The sequence below is a fragment of the Kordiimonas marina genome, assembly GCF_023006325.1.
Taxonomy (GTDB): domain Bacteria; phylum Pseudomonadota; class Alphaproteobacteria; order Sphingomonadales; family Kordiimonadaceae; genus Kordiimonas; species Kordiimonas marina.
The window spans coordinates 152,469-177,125 of the sequence record NZ_JAINDF010000003.1 but is presented as its reverse complement, the minus strand read 5'-3'; the positions used below and the strand labels follow the sequence as shown (position 1 = coordinate 177,125).

Here is a 24,657-nt window from a genome sequence, read left to right as displayed (position 1 = left end):
GTTATGGGGGTTGGGGCCGCAGGAAAACGCGGCCATCTTGCCATAAAGACGCAGGCCGTGCCCTGAAAGTTCAGATTTTACGGAAAAGCGGGCAGGCGTGGCGGTGAAGCTTGAGAAATCAGGGCCCGCGCGATATGGCTGGGTAAAGGGGCTTAACCGGCAGGACGCGAAAGGACAGCGGCATTAGCAAGAAGCAGGACAAGAAGAGCGTCTCCCTCGTGCTCGGCAGTGGTGGTGCGCGCGGCGTCGCCCATATCGGCGTGATCAAATGGCTTGAGGAACACGGCTATGACATCCGCTCCATCGCCGGCTGTTCGTCAGGCGCCATGGTCGGCGGCATCTATGCGGCGGGCGAGTTCGCGGCGTTCGAAGCCTGGGTGCGCTCGGTGAGACGCCTGGATATCATCAACCTGCTCGATATCGCCTGGAGCCGCAGCGGTTTCGTCAAGGGCGACAAGATCATCCGCACGCTGACGGAAATCGTCGGCAACCATACGATCGAAGACCTGCCGATCAAATTCACCGCCGTCGCGGTCGACATCAAAAACGAAAAAGAGGTCTGGCTCAATAAGGGTGACCTGTTCAGCGCGATCCGGGCTTCCATGTCGATCCCGCTCTTTTTCACGCCGTTTCCCTATAATGACGGCTTGCTGATCGATGGCGGCGTCCTCAACCCCGTGCCGATCGCGCCGACCTTCGGGGACGACACGGACATCACCATCGCGGTGAACCTGGATGCAGAAGATGACACGGTTGTGCCGGAGCAGGCTGAGCCCGAGCCCGCAAAGGAAAGCGGCTCCCGCATTCAGGATGCCATCGCGGCGCTCAGCAAGCGCCTGACCTGGCCGCCGTCCCGGTCTGCTGACGAGCAGCCGGTGGGGGACATTTTCGGCGTGGCTTTGCAGGCGTTTGAGACCATGCAGGGCACCATCGCCCGGCAGAAGCTGGCGGCGTATCCGCCCGACCATCTGATCGAAATCCCGCGCACGGCCAGCAAGATGCTGGAATTTCACCGTTCAGCTGAACTGATCGACCTTGGTTACCGCAAGGCGGAACAATATCTGGGCGGCATGAAAGGCCGGTAAAGGCCTTATATCGGCAGGCTGTCAAAACCGCCTTCGGGGACCGTTCCACGTGCCATCAGCAAATGGCTCTCGCACGTCTGGCAATCGCTGCTGCCGAAGCCCGGCATGATGTGAATATACTGTCCGGTCTTCATGAGGCGATCCACCAGCCCGCACTCGCTGCCGTCAGGCTCCGCGAAGGCCATGATGTCCGCGGCCTCGGTGGCCAGCCGGTCGATATGCCAGTGGATTTTCTTGTCCCTCAGGAAATGCCGCCTCAGCCGCGCCTGCATCCCGCCGCCGCCATAGGCACTACCGGCGTAAAGGTACCAGCCCGGCGCCAGATGGGCGGGGGCCTTGCCTTTGAGACTGACGTCAATGCCAGAGGCAAGCCGGAACACAAGGACATAAGCCCCTTTGGCCGTGCCGAGCGTTCCTAAACTTTCCGTGGTGACCCGATGAAGATTCATAGCCCGACTGTGACATGGCGGCAGTCTGAGGTGAAGGTCATAAACAAAAAAGCCACCCCAGATGGGACGGCCTTTTTTAATGGCGGGCAGGGTGGGATTCGAACCCACGAAGGGCTTGCACCCTTGCTGGTTTTCAAGACCAGTGCATTCAACCGCTCTGCCACCTGCCCGTGGTCTGGGTCATGCCTCAAACTGGCGAGCCTTTTACCCGCAGATGCCGCCTGCGTCCAGCTTATTTGTGCAGGATTGCGCCATAGCCTGCGATGCACCTTGCAAGGCCGGGCGCGACTTGATAGACAAGTCTGTCAGTCTACCACATATCGGGGCATCGCTCCTGGATGTAGGCTATATTTCGTTTGTTGTTAGGATAAGACCGCGGCGTGCGATCCGCGGCAATCAGGGGGCTGAAGCTGGTGAGCGACAATACACCGATTACGCCGGAAGAGCGGAACATCCAGCCGATTACCATCGAAGAGGAGATGAAGACGTCCTACCTCGATTACGCCATGAGCGTGATCGTGTCGCGGGCGCTGCCGGATGTACGTGACGGCCTGAAACCGGTACACCGCCGTATTCTCTACTCGATGCATGAAAACGGCTATGAATGGAACAAGCCGTTCCGGAAGTCCGCCCGTATCGTCGGTGACGTGATGGGTAAATATCACCCGCACGGTGATAGCGCGATCTATGACGCCTTGGTGCGGATGGCGCAGGACTTCTCCATGCGGGCCCCGCTGATTGACGGGCAGGGTAACTTTGGCTCGATGGACGGCGACAGCGCCGCCGCCATGCGTTACACCGAAGCCCGGATGGACAAGGTGTCTTCGGTGCTGCTGGCGGATATCGACAAGGATACCGTCAACTTCCAGCCCAACTATGATGAAAGCGAGAGCGAGCCGATCGTTCTGCCGGCCCGGTTCCCGAACCTGCTCGTGAACGGCGGTACCGGTATCGCTGTCGGCATGGCCACCAACATTCCGCCGCACAGCCTCCGCGAAGTCGTCGATGGCACGCTGGCGCTGATTGACAACCCGGCGATCGAGACGCTGGAGCTGATGCAATATGTCAAGGGGCCGGATTTCCCGACCGGTGGCATTATTCTGGGCGCTGGCGGTATCCGCCAGGCGTTCGAGACCGGCCGTGGCTCCATCACCATCCGCAGCCGCACCCATATTGAGGAAGTGCGCAAGGACCGCTGGGCCATCGTCATCACCGAGATCCCGTTCCAGGTGAACAAGGCCTCGATGATCGAGAAGATTGCCGAATGCGTGCAGTCGAAGCGTATCGAAGGCATTTCCGACCTCCGGGACGAAAGCGACCGCGACGGTGTCCGTGTTGTTGTTGAACTGAAGCGCGATGCCGTGGCCGATGTGGTGCTCAACCAGCTGTTCCGCTTCACCCCGGTTCAGACGAGCTTCGGTATCAACATGCTGGCGCTCAATGGCGGCAAGCCGGAGCAGCTCGGCCTCAAGGATATTCTGAAGGCGTTTGTGACCTTCCGTGAGGAAGTTATCACCCGCCGCACCAAGTTCGAGCTTGGCAAAGCCCGGGACCGCGCCCACGTGATGGTCGGCCTGGTGATCGCCGTGACCAATATCGACGAAGTGGTCGCGATCATCCGCGGCGCCAAGTCCCCCGCCGATGCGCGGGAAGCCCTGACGGCCCGCAAGTGGGACGCCAAGGACATCATTCCCTACCTGGAGCTCATCAATGAGACCGGGCAGCTGAATGACGACGGCACCTGCCAGCTTTCGGAGATACAGGTCAAGGCCATCCTGGACCTGCGCCTGCACCGCCTGACAGCCCTCGGCCGTGACGAAATCGGTGGCGAGCTTGATGAGCTGGCGAACAAAATCGCCGAATTCCTCGAAATCCTGCGCTCGCGCGTCCGCCTTTACGAAGTACTGCGCGGCGAGCTTGAAGCTGTCCGTGAAGAATTCGGCAACGACCGCCGGACCGAGATCGACATGAACGCCATCGGCGCCTTCGAAGACGAAGACCTGATCGCGCGGGAAGAGATGGTCGTGACCGTGACCCATTCGGGCTACGTCAAGCGCGTACCGCTCAGCACATACCGGGCACAGCGCCGTGGCGGCAAGGGCCGTTCAGGGATGCAGACGAAGGATGAGGATTTCCTCTCCACCGTCTTCGTGGCCGATACCCACACGCCGGTGCTGTTCTTCACGAACATCGGCCAGGTTTACAAGATGAAGGTGTGGAAAATCCCGCTCGGCACCCCGCAATCGAAGGGCCGGGCTTTCATCAACCTGCTGCCTTTGAAGCAGGAAGAAACCGTTGCCACGATCCTGCCGCTGCCTGAGGATGAGGACAGCTGGGGCGATTACAACATCATGTTCGCGACCGCCCACGGCAACGTGCGCCGCAACAAGCTGTCCGACTTCTCGAACGTCATGTCGAACGGCAAGATCGCCATCCGGTTCTCGGAGGAAGACGACAAGCTTATCGGTGTCGGCATCTGTACCGAAGATGACGACATTCTGCTCGCGGCCCGGGGCGGCCGTGCGATCCGCTTCAAGGCCACCGATGTCCGCCTGTTCGCGGGCCGGACGTCGACCGGTGTTCGCGGCATGAAGTTCGCGGAAGGCGATGAAGTTGTCTCCATGTGCGTGATCAATGGCACCAATGCCTCGACCGAGGAACGTGATGCCTACCTGAAAGCGGCTTCCTGGAAGGCCGAGCCGGGTGAGCAGACGCTTAGTGATGAGCGCATGGCCGAGCTGGCCGAAACCGAGCAGTTCATCCTGACAGTGACGGACAAGGGTTACGGCAAACGCACCTCCAGCCATGAATACCGCCTGACCAACCGGGGCGGGCAGGGTATCTGGAACGCACCGTCCGATGAGGAGAAGCGTACCCAGATCGGCCCTGTGGTTGCGGCGTTCCCGATCGAGGAAACCGAGCAGATCATGATGGTCACCGACCAGGGCAAGCTGATCCGCACGCGGGTCATCAACGTCCGGATCGTCTCGCGCAACAGCCGTGGCGTCACGCTCTTCAAGGTCGCCGAGGACGAGCATATCGTCTCTGTCGCTAAGCTGCAGGAATCCGACGAGGATGAAAGCGGCGATGAGCTGGAAGAAGGCGCTGAAGCCGGTTCGGAGGCTGTGGCTGATGCTGCGCCGGAAGGTGAGGTTGATTCCGCTGAGGAATAAACTTAGCTAAAACAATGATATTAACGCCCATTCTTCATGTGAAGGATGGGCGTTTCTTATGATTATTTGTTGATGAGCAACAGCGCGATGGCGGCAAAGGCGAGCACGCTGCCGGAGATGCGACTGATCAGCATGGTCGAGCCGCGCTTCTGCAGGAACTTGCGTGCCCCATGGGCGGCCGCGACCCAGCAGAGGTCCAGCATCGGCGCGACGATGGCGAAGGTGAGGGCAAGCGCGATAAGCTGCGGCATCACCGGCAGGTCGTGGGAGATAAACTGCGGGAAGAAGGCGGCAAAAAACAGGATCGCCTTCGGGTTGGTGGCGGCTATCCCGAGCGCGGCCTTGTAAGCCATCTTCGGTGTCCGTGCGACCTGAACGCTGTCCGGGTTGTCGTCCGCGGGTTTCTTGCGGAAATTCTGCACCGCCATATAGATGAGATAGGCGGCACCGGCATAGCGGATCACGCGCAGCACATCGTCCGACAGGTAGCCGACAATGGCGGAAAACCCAGCCAGATAGAGCGCCAGCATGATGATGCCGACGGTTTCAGCGCCGAGCACGACCGCTATGCCGTGGCGCGGGCTTTCGCTCAGCGTTTCCGCGATGATCAGGCTGACGATCGGCCCCGGGGTCAGCACCAGAAGCGCGACGGCACCGACGAACAAGCTATATAGAAACGGGTCGACGACCAGGCCCATGATGATTCCTCACTGACAATCACTGCTGATTGAACATTGGTTTATTCGGTCTCGGGGCCAACAGCCCTCGGAGGCAGACTTTTGCCGCTTCCCTGACCGATTGCAAGCCTTTGAAACCTGCGGTCAAGCATAAGGTCTGCCCTTTGTAACCGTATGAATTGTGCGTGCGGGCCATTTACACGCAGAACTAGCGTTCCTATATCTTGTTTATCGGGATTTATTGAGGGGACTTCAGAATGGATTTTGCAGGGTTTTCCGTATTCGCGCTGGCAATCTTCGCCGTCATTCTCATTACCATTTTCATGGGGGCGGTGGTCGTGAGCCAGGGCTATGAATTCACCGTGGAGCGCATGGGCAAATACACCAAGACGCTGAAACCGGGTTTTCATCTCATCATTCCTTATATCGACCGGATCGGCGCCAAGGTGAATGTGAAGGAACGGGTGCTGGATATCCCCAGCCAGGAAGTCATCACCAAGGACAACGCCATGGTGCGGATCGATGGTGTCGTCTTCTTCCAGGTACTGGACACGGCGATGGCGACCTATGAGGTCAACGACCTCGGCATTGCGATCATGAACCTCTCGACCACCAACCTCAGGACCGTGGTCGGCAGCATGGAGCTGGATGAGCTCTTGTCCAAGCGGGATGAGATCAGCGGCCGCCTGTTGATGGTGGTCGATGAAGCCACCAACCCGTGGGGCGTGAAGATCACCCGGGTGGAGGTGAAGGACATCGAACCGCCGCAGGACATCATTGATTCGATGGCCCGTCAGTTGAAAGCCGAACGGGACAAACGCGCTGCCATCCTGGAAGCTGAAGGCCACCGTCAGGCGCAGGTGTTGCGCGCCGAGGGTGAAAAGAAATCCGCTATTCTGGAGGCTGAAGGCCGCCGGGAGGCTGCGTTCCGTGATGCTGAAGCGCGGGAGCGGTCCGCTGAAGCCGAGGCCAAGGCAACCGAGGTGGTTTCCGAAGCCATCGCCAAAGGGGACGCGCAGGCGATCAACTATTTCGTGGCGCAGAAATATGTCGAGGCCCTTGGCAAGTTTGCTACCTCGAACAATGAAAAACTCGTCTTTATGCCGCTTGAAGCCAGCGGTATCATCGGCTCGATTGGCGGCATCAACGAGCTTGTCAAAGGCCTTGGCGGCAAAGCCGGGGCCGGGCGCGCAGGCGCAAGCGTCCCGAATGCCGGGGACTAGGAGAACCGTTCATGCATCACCTTCTTTCCGACCTTGAGTTCACGCACTGGACCTGGATGATCGCGCTGGCGGTTTTCCTGGGGCTGGAGATGGCGATGCCCGGCATCGTCTTCCTGTGGCTCGCGATCGCGTCCGGTGTCATGGCGGCCGTGGTGTTCATCCTCCCGGACATGAGCTGGGAATGGCAGATGGTCTGGTTCTCGATCCTGTCTGTGATCTCGGTCTTCATGGGGCGGCAGTTCATCCGGAAGCACGGCGAAATTCCGTCCGAGAATGAAAACCTGAACCGGCGCTCAGCCGCGCTGGTTGGGCGGACGGTCAAGGTCGCATCTGCCATTCAGGATGGTCGCGGCAAGGTCAAGGTGGGTGACAGCCTCTGGACCGCCCTTGGCCCTGATGCTGCTGAAGGCACCAAGGTCGTGATCAAAAGCGCGACCAGCACAGAGCTGCATGTCGAACCTGCTTCCGAATAGGGGAAGCATCGGTTGAGGGCCACTTTTCAAGCGCTATTTGCCTCATTTCCGGCAGATGGCGCTTGTGTTTTATGACAGTTTCGGGAATGGTGCAGCCAAACCTGTGGGCACAAGCTGACTTGTGAGGGGAAAGCCTTGAGTACTAAACGTGTTGGTCTCTATCCTGGAACGTTCGACCCGATCACCAACGGACATATCGACATCATCAAGCGCGGGCTCCGGCTTGTGGATCGGCTCGTCATCGGCGTTGCCACAAACCCAAGCAAGAACCCGCTGTTCACGCTTGAGGAGCGTGTGGCCATGGTCGAAGAAGCGACCCGTCCGATGGCTGAGGCTGCAGGTGTTGAGTTTGAAGTCGTTCAGTTCGACGAGCTTCTGATGCATTTTGCCGAACGCGTTGGCGCGACCATCATCATCCGTGGATTGCGGGCCGTGGCCGACTTCGAGTACGAATTCCAGATGACCGGGATGAACTATCAGATCAACCCGTCGATTGAGACGGTATTCCTGATGGCGGACCCGAAATATCAGACAATCGCGTCGCGTCTTGTGAAAGAAGTGGCGCGGTATGGCGGCAAGATTAGCGCCTTTGTGCCGGGCGATGTGGCGAAAGCCGTGGTGGCGCGGGTGGCGGAATTGCCGTCCCCGTCTGAGAGTTGAAGCGGCTGCTTCGCCGGGAGTTGGGTATGAAGAAATTTCTTATTATATTAGCGACAATGGTGGGTTTGATGACTGAACAAGCATCTGCGGTCGACCTCGACCCCGAAAACACCCTTTATATGGACCTTCCCTTTGGCCGTGTGGTTATTGCCATGCGCCCTGATGTTGCGCCCAAGCATGTGGCGCGCATCAAGGAACTGGTCCGTAAAGGCTTTTATGACGGCACGGTGTTTCACCGGGTAATCGAAGGCTTCATGGCCCAGGGCGGGGACCCGACCGGGACCGGCCTTGGTGGCTCCGGCCAGAAGATTCCGGCTGAATTCAGCCGCCTGCCGCACATGCGCGGCACGGTTTCGATGGCACGCGCGAATGATGATAACAGTGCTGACAGCCAGTTCTTCATCTGCTTTACCCGTGTACCGTTCCTGGACGGCAAATATACCGTTTGGGGCCGGGTCATGAAGGGCATGGAATATGTCGATGAGATCGCACGCGGCGAACCGCCTGCGAACCCGACCAAGATCCTGCATATGTATGTCGCCGCCGATGTTGACGGCAAAGACGGCCAGAAGACTGAGAATAAGGCTGAGGAAAAGCCGGAAGATAAAGCCGGCAAATAAGTCTGCCACCAAGAATTCGATAAGGGCGTCCATAGCGGGCGCCCTTTTTCTTGTTCTGGTTCTTGTTCTAAGCCCTGAGTTCCGTTACAAGCCCGCTTCATGGATGTGAACCTGTTCGATTTTGTCCTGCCGAAGGACCATATTGCCCTCCGCCCCGCGCGTCCGCGGGATGCGGCCCGTATGCTTGTTGTCGGCCCGAATGGGGATGAGCACAAAACCGTGCTCGACCTTGCCGATTATCTGACCGACAAGGATGTGCTCGTCTTCAACGATACCCGCGTGATCCCTGGCCGCCTGAGCGGCAAGCGGGGCGAGGCCAATGTTGAAGTGACGCTGCACAAACGCGAAAGCGAGACTGTCTGGCGTGTGTTCGCCAGGCCAGCGCGCAAATGCCGCATGGGCGATGTTCTGAACTTCAGCGGGCTGGAAGCTGAAGTTATCGGCCTGGGGGACGAGGGCGAACGCACGCTCAACTTCCGGGTCGAGGGCGCGGAGATGACCTCAGCGCTTGAAAGCCATGGTGTGATGCCGCTGCCGCCCTATATCGCCAGCCAGCGCGATATCGATGAAGCGGACAAAAGCGACTATCAGACCCTGTTCGCGAAACAGGACGGCGCCGTTGCGGCCCCGACCGCAGGCCTGCATTTCACCCCGCGCATGATCGAAAAGTTGGAAGCCAAGGGCGTTGAGCGCCTTGCGGTGACGCTGCATGTGGGGGCAGGGACCTTCCTGCCGGTCAAGGCCGAGAATACCGACGATCACAAGATGCACAGCGAATGGGGCGAGGTAAGCCCTGAAGTCGCCGCCCGCCTGAATGAAGCGCGCGCCAAGGGGGGCCGCATCGTTGCTGTCGGCACCACGTCGCTCCGGCTGCTGGAAAGCGCCGCGACCGAAGACGGTATTATCAAGCCTTTCATGGGTGATACCGATATCTTCATCACGCCAGGCTACAAGTTCCGGGCTGTCGATATCCTGATGACCAATTTCCACCTGCCGAAATCGACGCTGTTCATGCTGGTTTCCGCCTTTGCGGGGCTGGAGCGGATGCAGGCGGCCTATAAAACGGCGGTTGATGAGAATTACCGTTTCTATTCCTACGGCGACAGCAGCCTGCTGTTCCGGGCCGAATAGCGGACAAGAATGAGGCGATCATGACTGAACGTTTTGCCTTCGACATTCACGCGACAGACGGCATGGCCCGCACAGGGACCATCCGCATGTTGCGCGGCGATATCCGCACGCCGGCTTTTATGCCGGTGGGTACGGCAGGCACGGTCAAGGCGATGATGCCGGAAAGCGTGCGTTCGACCGGCGCCGACATTCTGCTCGGCAATACCTATCACCTGATGCTGCGCCCGACGGCTGAGCGTGTTCACCGCTTGGGTGGGCTGCATAAGTTCATGAACTGGCCCCGGCCGATCCTGACTGACAGCGGCGGCTTCCAGGTTATGTCGCTCACCGAGCTTCGCAAGATGACGGAGGAAGGCGTGACCTTCCAGTCGCACCTTGATGGCCAACGCATCCTCTTGACCCCCGAACGCTCGATGGAAATCCAGCGGCTTCTGGGCTCGGACATCGTGATGGCGTTTGACGAGTGCACGCCGTTCCCGGCCACGCATGACCAGGCGAAAGAATCCATGGAGCTTTCCATGCGCTGGGCCAAACGCTCGCGCGAGGGCTTCAATTCTGGTGCTGACCATGCCGCGCGCTCCGCTTTGTTCGGCATCGTGCAGGGCAGTGTGTATGACGATCTGCGTTTCCGCTCCATCGATGCCTTGCAGGAAATCGGGTTTGACGGTTATGCGGTCGGGGGCCTCGCGGTCGGGGAAGGGCAGGAGATGATGTTCAATGTCCTCGACTTCACCATGCCGCGCATGCCTAAGGAAACCCCGCGGTACCTGATGGGCGTGGGCAAGCCGGATGATATCGTCGGTGCGGTTGAACGCGGTATCGATATGTTCGATTGCGTGATGCCGTCCCGCTCCGGCCGTACCGGGCAGGCCTTTACCTGGCGCGGGGCCCTCAACATGAAGAACGCGCGCCATAAGGACGATGACCGTCCGATTGACGCTGCCTGCCATTGCCCGGCCTGCACGCAATATAGCCGCGCCTATGTTCACCACCTTATCCGGTCCGGTGAAATTTTGGGTGCTATGTTGCTGACATGGCATAACCTGCAGTTCTATCAGGACCTGATGGCGGGCTTGCGGGGCGCCATCAGCGAAGGCCGGTTGACCACATATGCCCGAACCTTCCGCGAGACCTATGCCATGGGTGATATCGACCCGCTGTGATCAAGTGCACCCGCACGGGCGTGTAAAGCCGTTTTCGGGCCATCTTAGCGATGGCTGCTGCCCAACTATCTGTCGCGTGAATCGATGGGCAGATGGCGAATCCCGCACACCTCCAATCCGCGTATCTTGCTGGTAATCCACCCGCCATATGATTCGACCAGGTCATTCCTGCCGTGGATATGAAAATATTTTCGTAAATGCGGAAAGCCATGGCGTTTCAGGCTATTTTGCTGAGCTGCAAGCGTTGTGGCGGCTGTCCCTCGACTTAGGGGCCTGCTTCTTCAACGCAAGGATATCGGCGGTGATGCTGTCTGGCGCGGGGCTCAGGCGACCAACTTTTCAGTGTGTCTGGATGCTGTTTGGGACAGGGCATGGTGCGGGGGGGCAAACGCGGAAAACAGGAAGGGTAGCTGCCTGGTGACGGGCGAATAAACCTGGGGTCGGGACAAGGCAAAATGCGATCTTGATGCATGTGGGAAACAGGCCAAACCCGTTGATATTCAAGGGAAAGCGGGGTGCCTGTTAGAAAAAGTTCATTTTCTATGTTACTTTCTCTTGACCCATCGGAATGATGCCCCTATGTTCCGCCGCGTTCGCAGGGAACACCCCGCGACACTCACTGGTGAGGGCCCGTAGCTCAGCTGGTAGAGCAACTGACTTTTAATCAGTTGGCCACAGGTTCGAATCCTGTCGGGCTCACCAATTCAAGGAAAGGCTGGCGCTTTATTGCGCCGGCCTTTTTCTTATTTCGGCCGTAGCGTCGCCCGGCCAGGGGCCTGCCATCAAAAAGCCGCCTTTATCCCCTTGTTTTTAAGGGGCTCAACCGCCTAAAGTGGGGGGAGAGACAACCCGTATCAGGAGGGACCGTTACGGCATGGCATTTGGTCGTCGAGTTGGGAGTATTTGTGGGCTGGCACTTGGTGCCTGTTTGGGGCTTTCCGCCTCTTTTACAGCCCATGCCGAGACGAATGGTTTTGACACCGCCGGGTTTGAAACCTGGCTTCAGGGTGTGCGCACAGAAGCCCGCAGCCGCGGCATCAGCGACAAGACCATCAAGCTCGCGCTTTCGAACGTCAAGCCGGTCCATATCGTGGTCAAGCGCGACCGCAACCAGCCTGAACTCAAGCAGACCTATGCGCGCTATCTGAAAAGCCGCCTGAGCGACTGGCGCCGCAAGAAGGGCGCTGAGATGATGGCCTCGCACAGCGATGAGCTGAAGACGATCCAGAAAGATTATGGCGTTCAGGGCCAGGTGGTTGCCGCCATCTGGGGCATTGAAACCAATTATGGCACTGTGCCGCTCAGCTATTCGGTCTTCGATGCGGTTGCGACACTTGCGTACGACAAGCGGCGCGGCCCGCGCTTTCGCCGGGAACTGTTCGCGGCGCTCGAGATCCTCGACAAGGGCTATGCGCCTTATGATGAAATGAAGGGCTCCTGGGCGGGCGCCATGGGGCAGCCGCAGTTCATGCCGGAAAACTATCTCAAATATGCTGTCGACCAGGACGGTGACGGCAAGCGGGATATTTGGGCGAGCAGTGAAGATGTCTTCGCCTCGATCGCCAACTTCCTCAAAAGCAATGGGTACCGCAGCGATGAAATCTGGGGCCGCAAGGTCAAGCTGCCCAAGGGTGGCGAGCAGACGCTTCAGGGCACGCAGGCCGCAGGGCTGACGCCGCCGGCTGTATGCGCGCGCTATAAAAGCCTCGGTATCTGGCGGAACCTGCAGGATTGGCAGGCCCTTGGTGTCCGGCGCACGAACGGCGCCGACCTTCCGACACGCTCCATCCCCGCTGCGCTCGTGGTTGGCGATGAGGGGGACGGCGAGGGTTATCTGGTTTACGGCAACTTCTGCTCGATCATGCGCTATAACCCGTCGTTCAAATATGCACTGGCTGTCGGCATGCTGTCCGACATCATCAAGGACTAGGGGAGGGACTTTCACGCATGCGCCTGCTGTTCGCATTTATGGGAGTTGTCCTGCTGGCCGGCTGTTCGTTCGGCCCGAACCTGCCCCATGACAATGAGTTGCCGACAGGCGACCAGGGCGGCGTGCAGAAAGTGGGCAAGCCCTATAAGGTCGCGGGCAAATGGTATTACCCCAAGGAAGACCCGGATTACGACGAAGTCGGCTATGCCTCCTGGTATGGGCCGGATTTTCACGGCAAACACACCGCCAACGGCGAAATGTACAATATGAATGCGCTGACGGCCGCGCATAAGACCCTGCCGCTGCCAAGCTATGTCAAGGTGACCAACCTGTCCAATGGCCGGACACTGGTGCTGCGCGTCAATGACCGCGGGCCGTTCGTGAAAAGCCGCATTCTGGATGTCTCGCGCCGTGGTGCCCAGCTTTTGGGGTTCGACAAAAAAGGCGTTACCCTTGTCCGGGTCCAGGCGTGCGATGAACATGGCAATGTGCATTTCAGCCGTCGTCACCAGAAGCCGAAGGAACTGGACCGGATGCCGGTGATGCAAACCGCGCAAGCATCCTTGACGCCGGCACCTGTTGAAACCGTGACAGAAGAAACCTTGAGCAGCCCGGTGCCCGCGCGCCCGGCGGCAACGGCTTCTGCCCCGGCCACGAATACTGCAACCGCAGCCGCCACAGCCGCCGCCCGGCATTATGTCCAGGTTGGTGCCTATTCGAACCGTGCCAACGCCGCGCTTCAGGTGGCCCGGCTCAAGAAAGAAGGCTTTGCGGCTGAACTGCAGACGAGTACAACACGGGGGCTGACCTTCTGGCGGGTTCGCATCGGACCGTTCGTCGAGCGAATGCTCGCACAGCGGAGCCTTGAACGCGTCCTTGCCGATGGGTTTTACGAGGCCCGCATTTTCACCGAAACGTCACGTTAAGAACGGATCAAGGGATCACAATGTTTAGAAATATACTGGTACGACTGGGGATCATCTGGCTCGCAGCGATGAGCCTCGCGCTTCCTGCATCGGCGCAAATGACGATGGCAACCCCGGCGAAACATGCCATCATTATCGATGCCGACTCCGGTGATGTTCTTTTCGAGAAAAATGCCGATGAGCCGTTCCCGCCGGCGTCGATGACCAAGCTGATGACCGTCTATCTGGCTTTCGAAGCCATCAAGAACGGCCAGATGCACCTGGACGACAAAGTAACCGTGTCGGACGAAGCCTGGCGGAAATGGAACAACAAGGGATCGACCATGTTCCTGCGCGCCCGTGACGTCGTTACGGTGAAGCAGCTTCTGCAGGGCATCATCGTGCTTTCGGGTAACGACTCCTGCGTCGTGCTGTCCGAACATATGGCGGGTTCGGATGAAGTGTTCGTCCAGTGGATGAACGCCAAGGCCAAGGAACTGGGCCTGACCCACAGCCATTTCGAGAACACCAACGGCTGGCCGCATGATAACCATTATATGAGCGCGCGCGACCTGGCGACGCTGGCTTATCACCTGATCAAGGATTTCCCGGATATGTACCCGCTCTTCGGTGAGCGGTCGTTCCTCTATAAGGATTTCGAAAGCAACAAATGGAACCGCAACCCGCTTCTGGGTTCGTTCCCTGGCGCTGACGGCCTCAAGACCGGTCACACCGAAGAAGCGGGCTACGGCCTCGTGGGTTCCGCCGTTCGTGATGGCCGCCGGGTTATCCTGGTGGTTGCCGGCCTGCCGTCGATGGCGGCGCGTGAGCGTGAAAGCCAGCGCCTGATGCAATATGCTTTCCGCAACTTCGACCATTATCCGCTGCTCCGCGCTGGCGAGACGGTCGATCATGCTGAAGTCTGGCTTGGGGACGACGCCACGGTGCCGATGGTCCTGGGCAAGGACCTGGCGCTCACGCTGTCACGCCTGCAGCGGGCGCGGATGAAGGTGTCGATCCATTACACCAACCCGGTTGCCGCCCCGATCAAGAAGGGCCAGCAACTCGGCGAACTGGTCGTTGATGTCCCGAACCGTCAACCGATCCGCCGTCCGCTTCTGGCCGGTGCTGACGTGGCGAAGGTCGGCGGCTTTGGCAAACTCGGCGCCGCGTTCGAATATCTGCTGTTCGGCTCTGCTGGGTCGAGCAAAGCGCCCGAACATAAGTGACGCCTGGGGCCATGACGGCGCGCACGCCGAAATTTATTACGCTTGAAGGCGGGGAAGGGGTCGGTAAATCGACCCAGATCCGCCTTCTTGTCGACTGGCTGCAGTCCTCCGGGATCGGTGTTTGTCAAACCCGGGAACCCGGTGGGTCACCGGGGGCGGAGCATATCCGCGATCTGCTGGTCAAAGGTGACGGTGACCGCTGGGACCCGATGGCCGAAGCGCTTCTGGTCACCGCGGCGCGCGCCGAGCATGTGGCCCGCACGGTCAAACCGGCGCTCAAGCGAGGGGACTGGGTGGTCTGTGACCGTTTCTCCGATTCCACCGTGGCCTACCAAGGCGCGGGCCGGGGGCTTGGCGTGCCTGAGATGCAGGAACTGCAAGCCCTGGCGCTCGGTGGTTTCAAGCCTGACCTGACGATCATCCTCGACATGCCGGTCGATGTCGGCCTTTCCCGGGCTTTGGGCCGCGAAGAAGGCAAGACCAGCGATATGGAAGACAGGTTCGAACGTCTCGACATCAGTTTTCACAAAAAGCTCAGGCAGGCGTTTCTCGATATTGCCGTCGCGGAGCCGGAGCGCTGCGTGGTGCTGGATGCCGCACAGTCGGTCGAAGGCCTCCATACGGCACTAAGGGCGGTCATTAAGGCCCGCTTTGGGGACGTGGCGTGAGCGAGCTTGAAACAGCGGAAATGGACCATCCGCGGGCGACCACGGAGCTGATCGGCCATGAAAGCGCCGAACGGATGTTCCTTGAGGCCTTCAATAATGACCGGCTGCACCACGCCTGGCTGATTACCGGCCCCAAGGGGGTAGGGAAGGCCACGCTGGCCTGGCGTTTTGCCAAGTTTCTTCTCAGTCAGCCCGCAGAGGATGACGGCGGCCTGTTTGGCGAGCCTTTGCCCGCAGTCAAACCTGACACGCTTACTATCGACCCGGACAACCCATTCGTGCAGCGGATCATGTCTGGCGGCCATGGCGGTGTGGCTGTTGCCGAGCGCACGTTCAATGAAAAGACCGGCAAGCTCAGGAACGATATCGTCATCGATGATATCCGCAAGCTGATCAGCTTCTATACCCAGACGAGTGCCGAAGGGGGCTGGCGCGTTGCCATTGTCGATGCCGCCGATGAGATGAACACCAACGCTGCCAACGCGCTCCTGAAACTGCTCGAGGAGCCGCCGCACAAGTCGATCCTGTTCCTGGTGTCCCATTCACCGGGGCGCCTGTTGCCGACGATCCGCAGCCGCTGCCGTACGCTTGCCCTCAAGGCGCTCAGTGAAGACAGCGTCCAGGCTGTGCTGGCCGGGAAATACCCATCCCTGAACCCGGATGACCTCAAGGCGCTTGCGCGTCTGTCCGATGGCGCGCCCGGCAAGGCGATTGAGCTTGCAAGCCTCGGCGGCGTCGGGCTCTACCGCCAGATGGCCGAGGAACTCGTCGGCCTGCCCAGGCTTCATATGCCGCGCATTCATGCGCTGGCCGACAAGCTCGCGGCCCCGAAAGCCGATGGCGAATACCGGCTTTTCATCGAAATGCTGCTTGGCTGGCTCGAGCGGATGGTACGCCAGACGGCGAGCGGTGAGGCCGTCCCGGACATCATGCCCGGCGAAAGTGCCGCCATGGCCCGCATTTCCGCCTTCAGCGGGCTTGATCAGTGGCTGGACCTGTGGGAAAAGATGGGCCAACTCGTGACCCGCGCCGACGCGGTCAACCTTGACCGTCGGCAGGTGATCGTGAACCTGTTTGCTTCGCTTGGCGCCGCCTGCCGTCGCTGACGCTGTTTTTCTTATTGTGATGAGAGACTTATGACCGAGAAACCGGCCTATTATGTGACTACGCCGATCTATTATGTGAACGATGTTCCGCATATCGGCCACGCTTACACGACGCTTGCCGCCGATGTGCTGGCGCGCTTCAAGCGGCTGGATGGTCATGACGTCATGTTCCTCACCGGTACCGATGAGCACGGACAGAAGGTAGAAAAGTCCGCTGAGAAGGCCGGCGTTGACCCGCAAGCCTTCTGTGACCGGGTCTCCGCCCGGTTCCAGGACCTCGCCAAGGCGATGAACTTCTCGAACGACCAGTTCATTCGCACCACGGAAGAGCGGCACAAGAAATCGGTCCAGCACCTGTGGAAGGTGCTTCAGGAAAAAGGCTATATCTACGAAGACAAATATGCCGGCTGGTATTCTGTCCGCGATGAAGCCTTCTATACCGAAACCGAGCTGACGGACGGTGAGAACGGCGAAAAACTGGCGCCTACCGGTGCCCCGGTCGAATGGGTCGAGGAGCCGAGCTATTTCTTCAAGCTGTCCGCGTTTGAAGACAAGCTTCTGGCTTTCTATGACGAAAACCCGGACTTCGTGCTCCCGCGCGCGCGCCTGAATGAAGTGAAAAGCTTCGTTAAAGGCGGGCTTGAGGACCTGTCCATCTCCCGCACCACCTTCAGCTGGGGTGTGCCGGTGCCGGATGCGCCCGGGCATATCATGTATGTCTGGATCGACGCGCTCACCAACTATCTGACCGCTGTCGGCTACCCGGACGAGGGCGCTGAAGCCTACAAGAAATTCTGGCCTGCCAATGTGCATATGGTGGGTAAGGATATCCTGCGGTTCCATGCCGTTTACTGGCCCGCGTTCCTGATGGCGGCGGACCTGCCGCTGCCGGGCAGGGTGTTCGCCCACGGTTGGTGGACCAATGAAGGCCAGAAAATCTCCAAATCGCTCGGCAACGTGATCGACCCGTTTGAGCTGATCGAGAGCTACGGCCTCGACCCCGTGCGTTTCTTCCTTCTGCGCGAAGTGCCGTTTGGGAACGACGGCGATTTCTCGCGCAAGAATTTCGTGCTCCGCTGTAACGCGGACCTCGCCAACGGCATCGGTAACCTGAGCCAGCGCACGCTGTCGATGATTCACAAGAACTGTGACGAACAGGTTCCTGCTCCTGGTTCTTTCACCAGTGATGACAATGCGTTGTTTGCTAAAGCTGAAGAAACGCTTGAGGTCGTGCGGGGCCATATGGACCGTCAGGCTTTCCATCTGGCATTCGATGCCATTATCGGCCTGGTGACGGCAGCGGACGGCTATATTTCGGTCCAGCAGCCCTGGGCGCTCAAGAAAACAGACCCTGAGCGCATGAACACGGTTCTTTATGTACTCGCCGACGTTATCCGCCAGATCGGCATCCTCGCGCAGCCGATTATGCCGCAGTCGATGGACAAGCTGCTGAGCCAGATGAATGTGGCTGAGCGCGGGTTCGAGCAGATCGGCGAAGCGGGCCGCATCAAACCGGGCACGGCTATTCCCAAGCCTGAAGGCGTGTTCCCGCGCTTCGAGCTGCCGGCGGAGGAGGGCGAAGCCTGATGGCTGACTATGGCTATATCGTCGACAGCCATTGCCATCTGAACTACGGCGGGCTTGAAGAACAGCAGGAAGCGGTGGTTGAGCGCGCCCGTGCGGCCGGGGTCGGCTGTATGCTGGCGATCAATACCAAACTGCGCGAATTCGAAGAGATCCGCGCCATTGCGGAATGCTACCCGGATGTTTACGGCACTGTCGGCATTCACCCGCATGAGGCTGAGAATGAGCCTGATGTCGCGCTAGAGGCTCTGCTTGAGCGCGCGATGCATGAGCGCATCGTCGGGATCGGCGAAACCGGGCTCGACTATTTTTACGACAATGCGCCCCGGGACATGCAGGCGGTGAATTTCCGCGTTCATATGACTGCCGCGCGCGAAACCGGCCTGCCGGTCATCATCCATACCCGTGATGCCGATGACGACTGTATCGCCATGGTCGCTGAGGAAATGAAAAAGGGCGAATTTCCGGGCGTTATCCACTGTTTTACCGCCAGCCAGAAGCTCGCGGATGCCATGGTGGAGATGGGGCTCTATATCTCACTGTCCGGCATTGTGACCTTCAAAAGCGCCAAGGCGCTTCAGGGAACCGCGAAAACCATCCCGCTTGACCATTTGCTGGTTGAAACCGATGCGCCGTTCCTCGCCCCCGTGCCGCACCGCGGCCAGACCTGTGAACCCGCCTTCGTGATGGATACGGCGCGCTTTGTGGCTAACTTACGGGGTGAAAGCTTTGAAGAGCTTCAGGAAGCGACCACCAGTAACTTCTTCCGGCTGTTCAACAAATCGAAACCGCCGGTTCTTGCGGGGCAGGCGGCATGAAACTGACCGTCCTCGGCTGTGGGACATCGGGCGGCGTTCCCAAGATGCCGGAATATTGGGGCGCGTGCGACCCCAAGAACCCGAAAAACCGCCGTCGCCGCGCGAGCGTATTGGTCGAGGAGGGCGACACCACCGTCCTGATCGACACCACGCCGGACCTTCGGGAACAGATGCTGTCAGCCCATGTGCAGGCGCTTGATGCTGTTTTCTACACCCACGACCATGCCGACCATACCCACGGGATCGATGATCTGCGCGGTTTCTTCCAGGCTACGCGCGAAAAGGTGCCGGTATACGGTGACGCCTGCACGCTTGAAGCGCTCAAGGAGAAATTTCGGTACGTTTTCCGGTCGCAAAACGGCTATCCGGCCATTTGTGCGGCGAAAGCACTGAACGGACCGGTCAAGGTCGGTGGTCTTACCATGATTCCGTTCGAGCAGGGGCACGGCAGCGGCATCAGCCTTGGCTACCGCTTTGGCAACATGGCTTATTCGACCGACCTGGACCGCCTGCCGGAAACCGCGTTCGATGTGCTGAAGGGTGTGAAGGTCTGGGTCGTCGACGCGCTTCGCTACGAACCGCATCCAACCCATGCGCACCTTGAGAAAACACTAAGCTGGATCAATAGGTTAAAGCCGGATAGGGCGATCCTGACCCATATGACCTGGGACATGGATTACGAGACCCTGCGCGCCAATTTGCCTGAAGGGGTCGAACCCGCCTATGACGGCATGGTGATTGAGGTCTGAGACCCATTAAACAGTCTTGGCGTGTGACAGCGCATTCCGTATGCTGAAGGCGAACAAGGAGGCCCGTGCATGAGCCATTCGTCTTGGCAAGTGCCAGACCATCACAGAAAAGACCATGACCCCGGCGATCCGCCGCCGGGTGACTTAACAGTGCGTGAGCCGAAATCAGACAAAAATACCGACACTCGGGAGATCAGGGCGCCGCGCTGGGGGCGATTCCTCATCTTCGTTGTAGGGCTGGGGCTGTTGCTGCTGGGCCTTTCCCTGGCATTTCCGACCGAAGGACTGACGAGCGATCCTTATTTTGTACGGGCGATGATCATCCTGTTCATTTTTGGCGGTGCCGCAGCTTTCTGGAGCCGTTCAAGCTTGTTTCGCCTCGCAAAAATGGCCGGGCTCTGGATCGTCATCCTGTTCGCTATCGTGGTTTTCTATCTGTACCGGTCGGACTTTGGCACGCGTTTCATGACCGCGCTTGACCCGTCTGGTGTGACCGAAGGCGAGCAAGGGCTGATGCTCGTCCACAGGGCCTTGGACGGCCATTTCTGGCTACGGGCCGATTTTAACGGCGTTCCCGTGCGTTTGATGGTGGATACCGGTGCCTCGAACATTGTTCTGAGCCCGGAAGACGCCAAACGGATAGGGATCGACCCATCCACACTTCATTTCGATGCCGTCGCGGGTACAGCCAACGGGACTGTGCGTTTTGCCCGGACCACGGTGCGGATCATGAAGATCGGGGATAAGGAATTCTATAACGTGCCCGTGACAGTCAATGGCGCGGAAATGCCTGGCTCGCTTTTCGGCATGACGGCACTCAATAAATTCTCAAGCGTGGAATTCCGGTCGAATTTACTGCTGCTGAAGCCGTAAAGGCCGGGCATGTCAGTTCAGACCGTGCTTCTGACGTAGGATTTCGAGCGGGTTTGTGTTTTCCCACAATGCGAACAGGTCATCTCGCCACGGAGAAAGCGTGCCTTATTCGGCATTTGCGCAAGTTTTGTAAAATGACCACAGCTATTGCAGCGCCAGGAAAGTTTCAGCACAGCCTGTGTGAGAAACACCAAGGATACGGACAGGACGACGATGAAGGTCACGAATGTCGGGCTCAGCAAAAACAGCGCGGGGACCACGAGGAGAAACCAAACACTGGCGAATATTTTGTCAGAGAGGGTCATAGAAGATAACTGCGCTGCTTTATTACCGTGATAATCGTCTGACATGGATACAAGCTATTGGTTAAAAAGCAATAAATGTCGAAAAATTTAATTAAGATTTAAGCTATATGAATAACCTAACATTTCCCATAATATAAATTATGCGTTATTCGTGACTCCTTTGTTCACGAACTGTTTGCGCTAGCAGGTTTTTTCCGACTCCCTTCCCGGAATGCCTTTTGATCGAACCAGCATATGGTTTGTGTGATGGACCCGATCGCACTTCCGTATCAGCCCTAGTGATCGACATCTCTCGTCAACATGACTTCGGAGACCAACTAAGGTCGAGCCAATAGTTTTTGATCCGCACGATAGGATCTTGCTTGATGGGGCTGGCCTTCCGCCTTGAATGCATGGCGATATGATATACGATTATTCATGGATCGGGATTTGGGGAGCTTGTAACCATGATGAAACGTTTGATGACAATGCCGCTGATCGTGATCGCGATGTCAGCGTCCTTGGCCTCCCCCGCCGCCGCACAGGTTTCTCCTGAAGTTGCCGCCAAGGCGAAGGCCGATATCATCGCCGTCATTACCGCGATGGAGAAAGCGTGGAACAGCGGGGATTTCAAGGGCTATATGGCTGGCTTTGAAAATCCGGGCGTGCGGTTCGTCTCAGGCGGCCGCATCAAGGGCGGCTGGCAGGATGCGCTCGACCATTATGTGAAGGACTATGGCGGCTCGCCAGACGGGCGCGGCCAGCTCCATTTCTACGACATGACGGTCGAGGTCTATGCCCCCGATGCCGCGCTCCTCATTAGCCATTATCATCTGGAGCGGAAGGATCATCCGCAAGAAGGCATCAACACCCGCCTGTTCCGCAAGATAGACGGGCGGTGGGTTATCAGTATGAATCATGTCTCCTCGTTCGAGGCGCATGCCGGCGCGCCCGGCACAGAGGGTGTGCCCGTCCGCTAAAGGCGCAGACACCGACCGCAGCAGCCCCTACTCCAGGCCGTAATCAAGGAAAACCGCTATGTTATCGATCATCTTCGCCGCCGCCCTCCAGGCCTCAAGCCTCACTTCCGCCGGAGCGGCCATCGATCAGTTTCGCGAGACCGGCACATTGACCGCACCCAAGCCCACCGTGGCGAGCGATTTTCCCCCACCGCTCAAGCCCATGCCGATGCCCGCTCCGGAACGCGTCGCCTGGCCGACCCATGAGGGCGATTATGTCGTCCATGATTTCAAGTTCCGGAGCGGCGAAAGCCTGGCTGAGGTGCGCCTCCACTATACCACGCTCGGCAAGCCGCACAGGAACGCTGACGGCGAGATCGATAATGCGATCATGGTGCTGCACGGCACCGGCGGCAGCGGCAAGCAATTTCTCGTGCCGCAATTCGCAAACCTGCTCTATGGCCCCGGCCAGCCCCTCGACATCAGCAAATATTGGATCATCCTGCCCGACAATATCGGCCATGGCGGGTCAAGCAAGCCGTCGGACGGGCTGCACATGCGCTTCCCCAAATATGATTATGACGACATGGTGGATCTGCAGCACAAGCTGCTGACCGACGGGCTGGGCCTCAAGCATATCCGGCTGATTTTCGGCACCTCGATGGGCTGTATGCATGGCTTCATCTGGGGCGAAAGGTACCCGGATTTTCCGAAGGCGCTGATGCCGATGGCCTGTATGCCGACGCAGATCGCCGGGCTTAACCGACAGTGGCGGCAAATGGCGATGGATGCGATTGTGAACGACCCGGCCTGGATGGGCGGCGAGTATAAGACCGAGCCGCTCCAGGGCATCCGGACCGCCTCCTCCATCCTCTTCATCGCAGGGTCCCGCCCGATCAACTATCAGGCGCTGTACCCGACCCGCGATAAAGCGGTGGCCGCGGTGCGTGCCGCGGTCGAGCGCGACATGAAAACCCGCGACGCCAATGACTTCCTGTTCCAGTTCGACAGTTCGCGCAACTATAACCCCTGGCCGGGGATAGAGAAGATCAAGGCACCGACCATGTGGGTCAACTCGGCCGACGACTTCATCAATCCGCGCAACTTGCCTTATCCAGAATGGACGGTGAAGCGCAACCCGGTCATACAGTATCGCCTGATCCCGGAAAGCACCGAAACCCGTGGCCACGGCACCCACACCTGGGCGAAATTCTGGATCGAGGACCTGAAGGCCTTGATGGCGCGCACGGGCGACTGACCGCCCGGCCGCTGGCGTGTCGTCAGGATATTTTGCCGCCTGACAGCATCATGGCTGCGATGGTGAAGAGCGTGACAGGGGCCAGCACGAGGGCGACGGCGATAACGCCATTCAGGCCCCAGATGAAGCCGGCCGCGACCCAAAACATGATGAGGTTCAGAACCGCGAAAATGAGTGCCTCTTCACTTTTGCCGGCGTCCTTGATCATATGCCCGACGAACGGAAGCGAAAGCAGCAGGCGTTTAAACAGTGACGGGCGAACGGCGATAGTGTCGGTCATGAGGCATAACTCCAATCAATAAGAACAGGTGCGGCGCTATGGGCTGCGCCGCGCGGAGATAGCCTTAGCGGGCGTGAGCGTCACTGCGGGCAAGTGTCGCACCCTGCCCCTTATGCGGAACCGGCTGGCGACTTGATGAGAGCTTCGACCGGTGAGCGACGATATAAAGGAAACAAACGAAATATATGCCGATAACAAGCGCGCCCACCCACTCTATTTTGAGGAAATTCCCCAAGAAAGCCGCTGTTAAGAGTGCGAGCGCGGTAAAATTGATGAGCCAATAGCGCCCGCGTCCGAGCCTTTTAACCGTGAGGCCGAGATTGTCCGTATAAAGCCGAACAAGTGAATCGAGCGAGTTGATCACGAAGGTGATGCCGACAAAGATCATCGCCCAATTGATGAGTCCTTCCGTGGCGAACCCATGCTCGTGATAATAATAAAGCACGGAGAACCAGAGCGCGATCGGGATGGACGGTACCACCACCATGGCGAGGAAGACCTGATATGTCCTCAGTCCGCCGATGAATTGCGCGGTAAACTGGCCGATCATGATGCTCCAGGCGAACCACCAGTAGAGATAAAAGGCGTGATACTGGTTGATCGGCAGCATGAATTTATCGAGGTGTTTGAAATAGCCGCCAATCAGCCCCAGGGTTGAAAGATAGTCCGCAAAGGACCCGCCCTTCATAAGCGACGCTATCCACAGGAACAGGATAAGCGCGCCAAACAGGCCTGAGCTGGCAAGGCTCAGAATCCGGATATATTTGATATCCATGCTGGAGAAAACCGCAGCCCCAATCACCACAAGCACGATGGCCATGAAAATGACAGGGGCCGCCTTATTCTCGGCAAGGGAGGGAATATACCAGGGCAAGTTGGCGAGAAGCAGGTATGCCGTGAAGGCACAAGTCCCAATAATAACTATATTGTTCAGCAGCTTAACGGGCCATAGCTCGAAAAACCGTACCTTGGGTTCGATCAGGCAGAAATAGCTGCATGTCAGGAAATAGAAACCCCAGATCAGGAAGCCCCAGAAGCCGAATTCGATGGCGAGCGGGTTGGTGAAGCCATATTCGGGGTGGGTCGCAAGGTCGGTGTAGGTCCCGAACTCGGTCAGCGGAAACATGATAAGCCCGACATCGAGCCCTGACGTAAACAGGATGGCGATAAAGGTAATCGTCGGGACCGGAAGCGGGCCCTCACACCGGACACGCCCCCACCGGAAAAGAATGTACAGAACCGCTGCAAAGGTGAAGATGAGGCCAAGGCTCAACCATGCTGTCATCGGCCTGCCCTCATGCTATGCCATACGTCCTGTCTGATGTTTCACTCCCGTTTGTTATCAATTTATGTCGTAGGT

The 24,657-nt window shown here is 58.6% G+C and carries 24 protein-coding genes and 2 tRNA genes; 20 read left to right on the top strand and 6 right to left on the bottom strand.

Annotated elements, in window-relative coordinates; all coding sequences use genetic code 11:
- Nucleotides 1–218 precede the first annotated feature (218 nt).
- Nucleotides 219–1,085, top strand: coding sequence for a patatin-like phospholipase family protein (locus K6118_RS07290; protein ID WP_247119578.1), 867 nt, complete (start codon nt 219–221; stop codon nt 1,083–1,085).
- A 5-nt stretch (nt 1,086–1,090) separates the two neighbouring features.
- Here K6118_RS07290 and K6118_RS07285 read toward each other — a convergent pair whose 3' ends face one another.
- Complete coding sequence (locus K6118_RS07285) at nt 1,091–1,534, bottom strand: DUF123 domain-containing protein (RefSeq protein WP_247119577.1); 444 nt, start codon at nt 1,532–1,534, stop codon at nt 1,091–1,093.
- Between the two features lie 80 nt (nt 1,535–1,614).
- A tRNA-Ser gene (locus tag K6118_RS07280) sits at nt 1,615–1,704 on the bottom strand.
- A 243-nt stretch (nt 1,705–1,947) separates the two neighbouring features.
- Here K6118_RS07280 and gyrA point away from each other — a divergent pair.
- A complete protein-coding gene (gene gyrA, locus K6118_RS07275; RefSeq protein WP_247119576.1) occupies nt 1,948–4,707 on the top strand; it encodes a DNA gyrase subunit A in 2,760 nt (919 codons plus the stop codon).
- 62 nt (nt 4,708–4,769) lie between these two features.
- On the opposite strand, the gene K6118_RS07270 is transcribed toward gyrA, so the two are convergent.
- Nucleotides 4,770–5,405, bottom strand: a complete 636-nt coding sequence (locus K6118_RS07270; RefSeq protein WP_247119575.1) for a LysE family translocator — start codon at nt 5,403–5,405, stop codon at nt 4,770–4,772.
- Nucleotides 5,406–5,641: 236 nt separating this feature from the next.
- Between K6118_RS07270 and K6118_RS07265 the strand changes: the two genes are divergently transcribed.
- The 16 genes from K6118_RS07265 to K6118_RS07190 all read left to right on the top strand — a co-directional run bounded on the left by K6118_RS07265 (nt 5,642) and on the right by K6118_RS07190 (nt 20,516).
- Nucleotides 5,642–6,607, top strand: a complete 966-nt coding sequence (locus K6118_RS07265; RefSeq protein WP_247119574.1) for an SPFH domain-containing protein — start codon at nt 5,642–5,644, stop codon at nt 6,605–6,607.
- A gap of 11 nt (nt 6,608–6,618) precedes the next feature.
- The gene (locus tag K6118_RS07260) at nt 6,619–7,080 is read left to right on the top strand and encodes an NfeD family protein (RefSeq protein ID WP_247119573.1); all 462 of its coding nucleotides are present in this window, start codon (nt 6,619–6,621) and stop codon (nt 7,078–7,080) included.
- Between the two features lie 135 nt (nt 7,081–7,215).
- Nucleotides 7,216–7,740 carry a pantetheine-phosphate adenylyltransferase gene (gene coaD / locus K6118_RS07255; protein ID WP_247119572.1) on the top strand — a complete coding sequence of 175 codons (525 nt, stop codon included), beginning with the start codon at nt 7,216–7,218 and terminating at the stop codon, nt 7,738–7,740.
- A 68-nt stretch (nt 7,741–7,808) separates the two neighbouring features.
- Nucleotides 7,809–8,360, top strand: coding sequence for a peptidylprolyl isomerase (locus tag K6118_RS07250; protein ID WP_247119571.1), 552 nt, complete (start codon nt 7,809–7,811; stop codon nt 8,358–8,360).
- A 99-nt stretch (nt 8,361–8,459) separates the two neighbouring features.
- Entirely contained in the window at nt 8,460–9,491 is a 1,032-nt protein-coding gene (gene queA, locus K6118_RS07245) for a tRNA preQ1(34) S-adenosylmethionine ribosyltransferase-isomerase QueA (RefSeq protein ID WP_247119570.1), read from the top strand.
- A gap of 20 nt (nt 9,492–9,511) precedes the next feature.
- Nucleotides 9,512–10,654 carry a tRNA guanosine(34) transglycosylase Tgt gene (gene tgt / locus K6118_RS07240; RefSeq protein WP_247119569.1) on the top strand — a complete coding sequence of 381 codons (1,143 nt, stop codon included), beginning with the start codon at nt 9,512–9,514 and terminating at the stop codon, nt 10,652–10,654.
- Nucleotides 10,655–11,280: 626 nt separating this feature from the next.
- Nucleotides 11,281–11,356 (top strand) — tRNA-Lys (locus tag K6118_RS07235).
- A 172-nt stretch (nt 11,357–11,528) separates the two neighbouring features.
- Entirely contained in the window at nt 11,529–12,584 is a 1,056-nt protein-coding gene (locus tag K6118_RS07230) for a lytic murein transglycosylase (protein ID WP_281500675.1), read from the top strand.
- 17 nt (nt 12,585–12,601) lie between these two features.
- The gene (locus K6118_RS07225) at nt 12,602–13,510 is read left to right on the top strand and encodes a septal ring lytic transglycosylase RlpA family protein (protein WP_281500674.1); all 909 of its coding nucleotides are present in this window, start codon (nt 12,602–12,604) and stop codon (nt 13,508–13,510) included.
- Between the two features lie 20 nt (nt 13,511–13,530).
- Nucleotides 13,531–14,718, top strand: coding sequence for a D-alanyl-D-alanine carboxypeptidase family protein (locus tag K6118_RS07220; RefSeq protein ID WP_247119567.1), 1,188 nt, complete (start codon nt 13,531–13,533; stop codon nt 14,716–14,718).
- Nucleotides 14,719–14,729: 11 nt separating this feature from the next.
- Nucleotides 14,730–15,386, top strand: coding sequence for a dTMP kinase (gene tmk, locus K6118_RS07215; protein ID WP_247119566.1), 657 nt, complete (start codon nt 14,730–14,732; stop codon nt 15,384–15,386).
- A complete protein-coding gene (locus K6118_RS07210; protein WP_247119565.1) occupies nt 15,383–16,492 on the top strand; it encodes a DNA polymerase III subunit delta' in 1,110 nt (369 codons plus the stop codon). Before tmk ends, K6118_RS07210 begins: the two co-directional genes overlap by 4 nt.
- Nucleotides 16,493–16,522: 30 nt before the next feature.
- Complete coding sequence (gene metG / locus K6118_RS07205; RefSeq protein ID WP_247119564.1) at nt 16,523–18,079, top strand: methionine--tRNA ligase; 1,557 nt, start codon at nt 16,523–16,525, stop codon at nt 18,077–18,079.
- Nucleotides 18,079–18,894: a TatD family hydrolase gene (locus K6118_RS07200; RefSeq protein WP_247119563.1), complete on the top strand. Its 816-nt coding sequence runs from the start codon at nt 18,079–18,081 to the stop codon at nt 18,892–18,894. The genes metG and K6118_RS07200 overlap by 1 nt, the downstream gene beginning before the upstream one ends.
- Entirely contained in the window at nt 18,891–19,643 is a 753-nt protein-coding gene (locus tag K6118_RS07195) for an MBL fold metallo-hydrolase (RefSeq protein WP_247119562.1), read from the top strand. Before K6118_RS07200 ends, K6118_RS07195 begins: the two co-directional genes overlap by 4 nt.
- Nucleotides 19,644–19,712: 69 nt before the next feature.
- The gene (locus K6118_RS07190; RefSeq protein WP_247119561.1) at nt 19,713–20,516 is read left to right on the top strand and encodes a retropepsin-like aspartic protease family protein; all 804 of its coding nucleotides are present in this window, start codon (nt 19,713–19,715) and stop codon (nt 20,514–20,516) included.
- Between the two features lie 17 nt (nt 20,517–20,533).
- Here K6118_RS07190 and K6118_RS07185 read toward each other — a convergent pair whose 3' ends face one another.
- Nucleotides 20,534–20,866, bottom strand: coding sequence for a hypothetical protein (locus tag K6118_RS07185; RefSeq protein ID WP_247119560.1), 333 nt, complete (start codon nt 20,864–20,866; stop codon nt 20,534–20,536).
- 401 nt (nt 20,867–21,267) lie between these two features.
- Here K6118_RS07185 and K6118_RS07180 point away from each other — a divergent pair, with 401 nt between their 5' ends.
- A complete protein-coding gene (locus tag K6118_RS07180) occupies nt 21,268–21,780 on the top strand; it encodes a YybH family protein (protein WP_247119559.1) in 513 nt (170 codons plus the stop codon).
- A 58-nt stretch (nt 21,781–21,838) separates the two neighbouring features.
- Complete coding sequence (locus K6118_RS07175; protein WP_247119558.1) at nt 21,839–23,017, top strand: alpha/beta fold hydrolase; 1,179 nt, start codon at nt 21,839–21,841, stop codon at nt 23,015–23,017.
- A 22-nt stretch (nt 23,018–23,039) separates the two neighbouring features.
- On the opposite strand, the gene K6118_RS07170 is transcribed toward K6118_RS07175, so the two are convergent.
- Together K6118_RS07170 and K6118_RS07165 are read right to left on the bottom strand one after the other, a co-directional pair.
- Nucleotides 23,040–23,297: a hypothetical protein gene (locus K6118_RS07170; RefSeq protein WP_247119557.1), complete on the bottom strand. Its 258-nt coding sequence runs from the start codon at nt 23,295–23,297 to the stop codon at nt 23,040–23,042.
- A gap of 64 nt (nt 23,298–23,361) precedes the next feature.
- Nucleotides 23,362–24,582, bottom strand: a complete 1,221-nt coding sequence (locus K6118_RS07165) for a BCCT family transporter (RefSeq protein ID WP_247119556.1) — start codon at nt 24,580–24,582, stop codon at nt 23,362–23,364.
- Between the last annotated feature and the right edge of the window lie 75 nt (nt 24,583–24,657).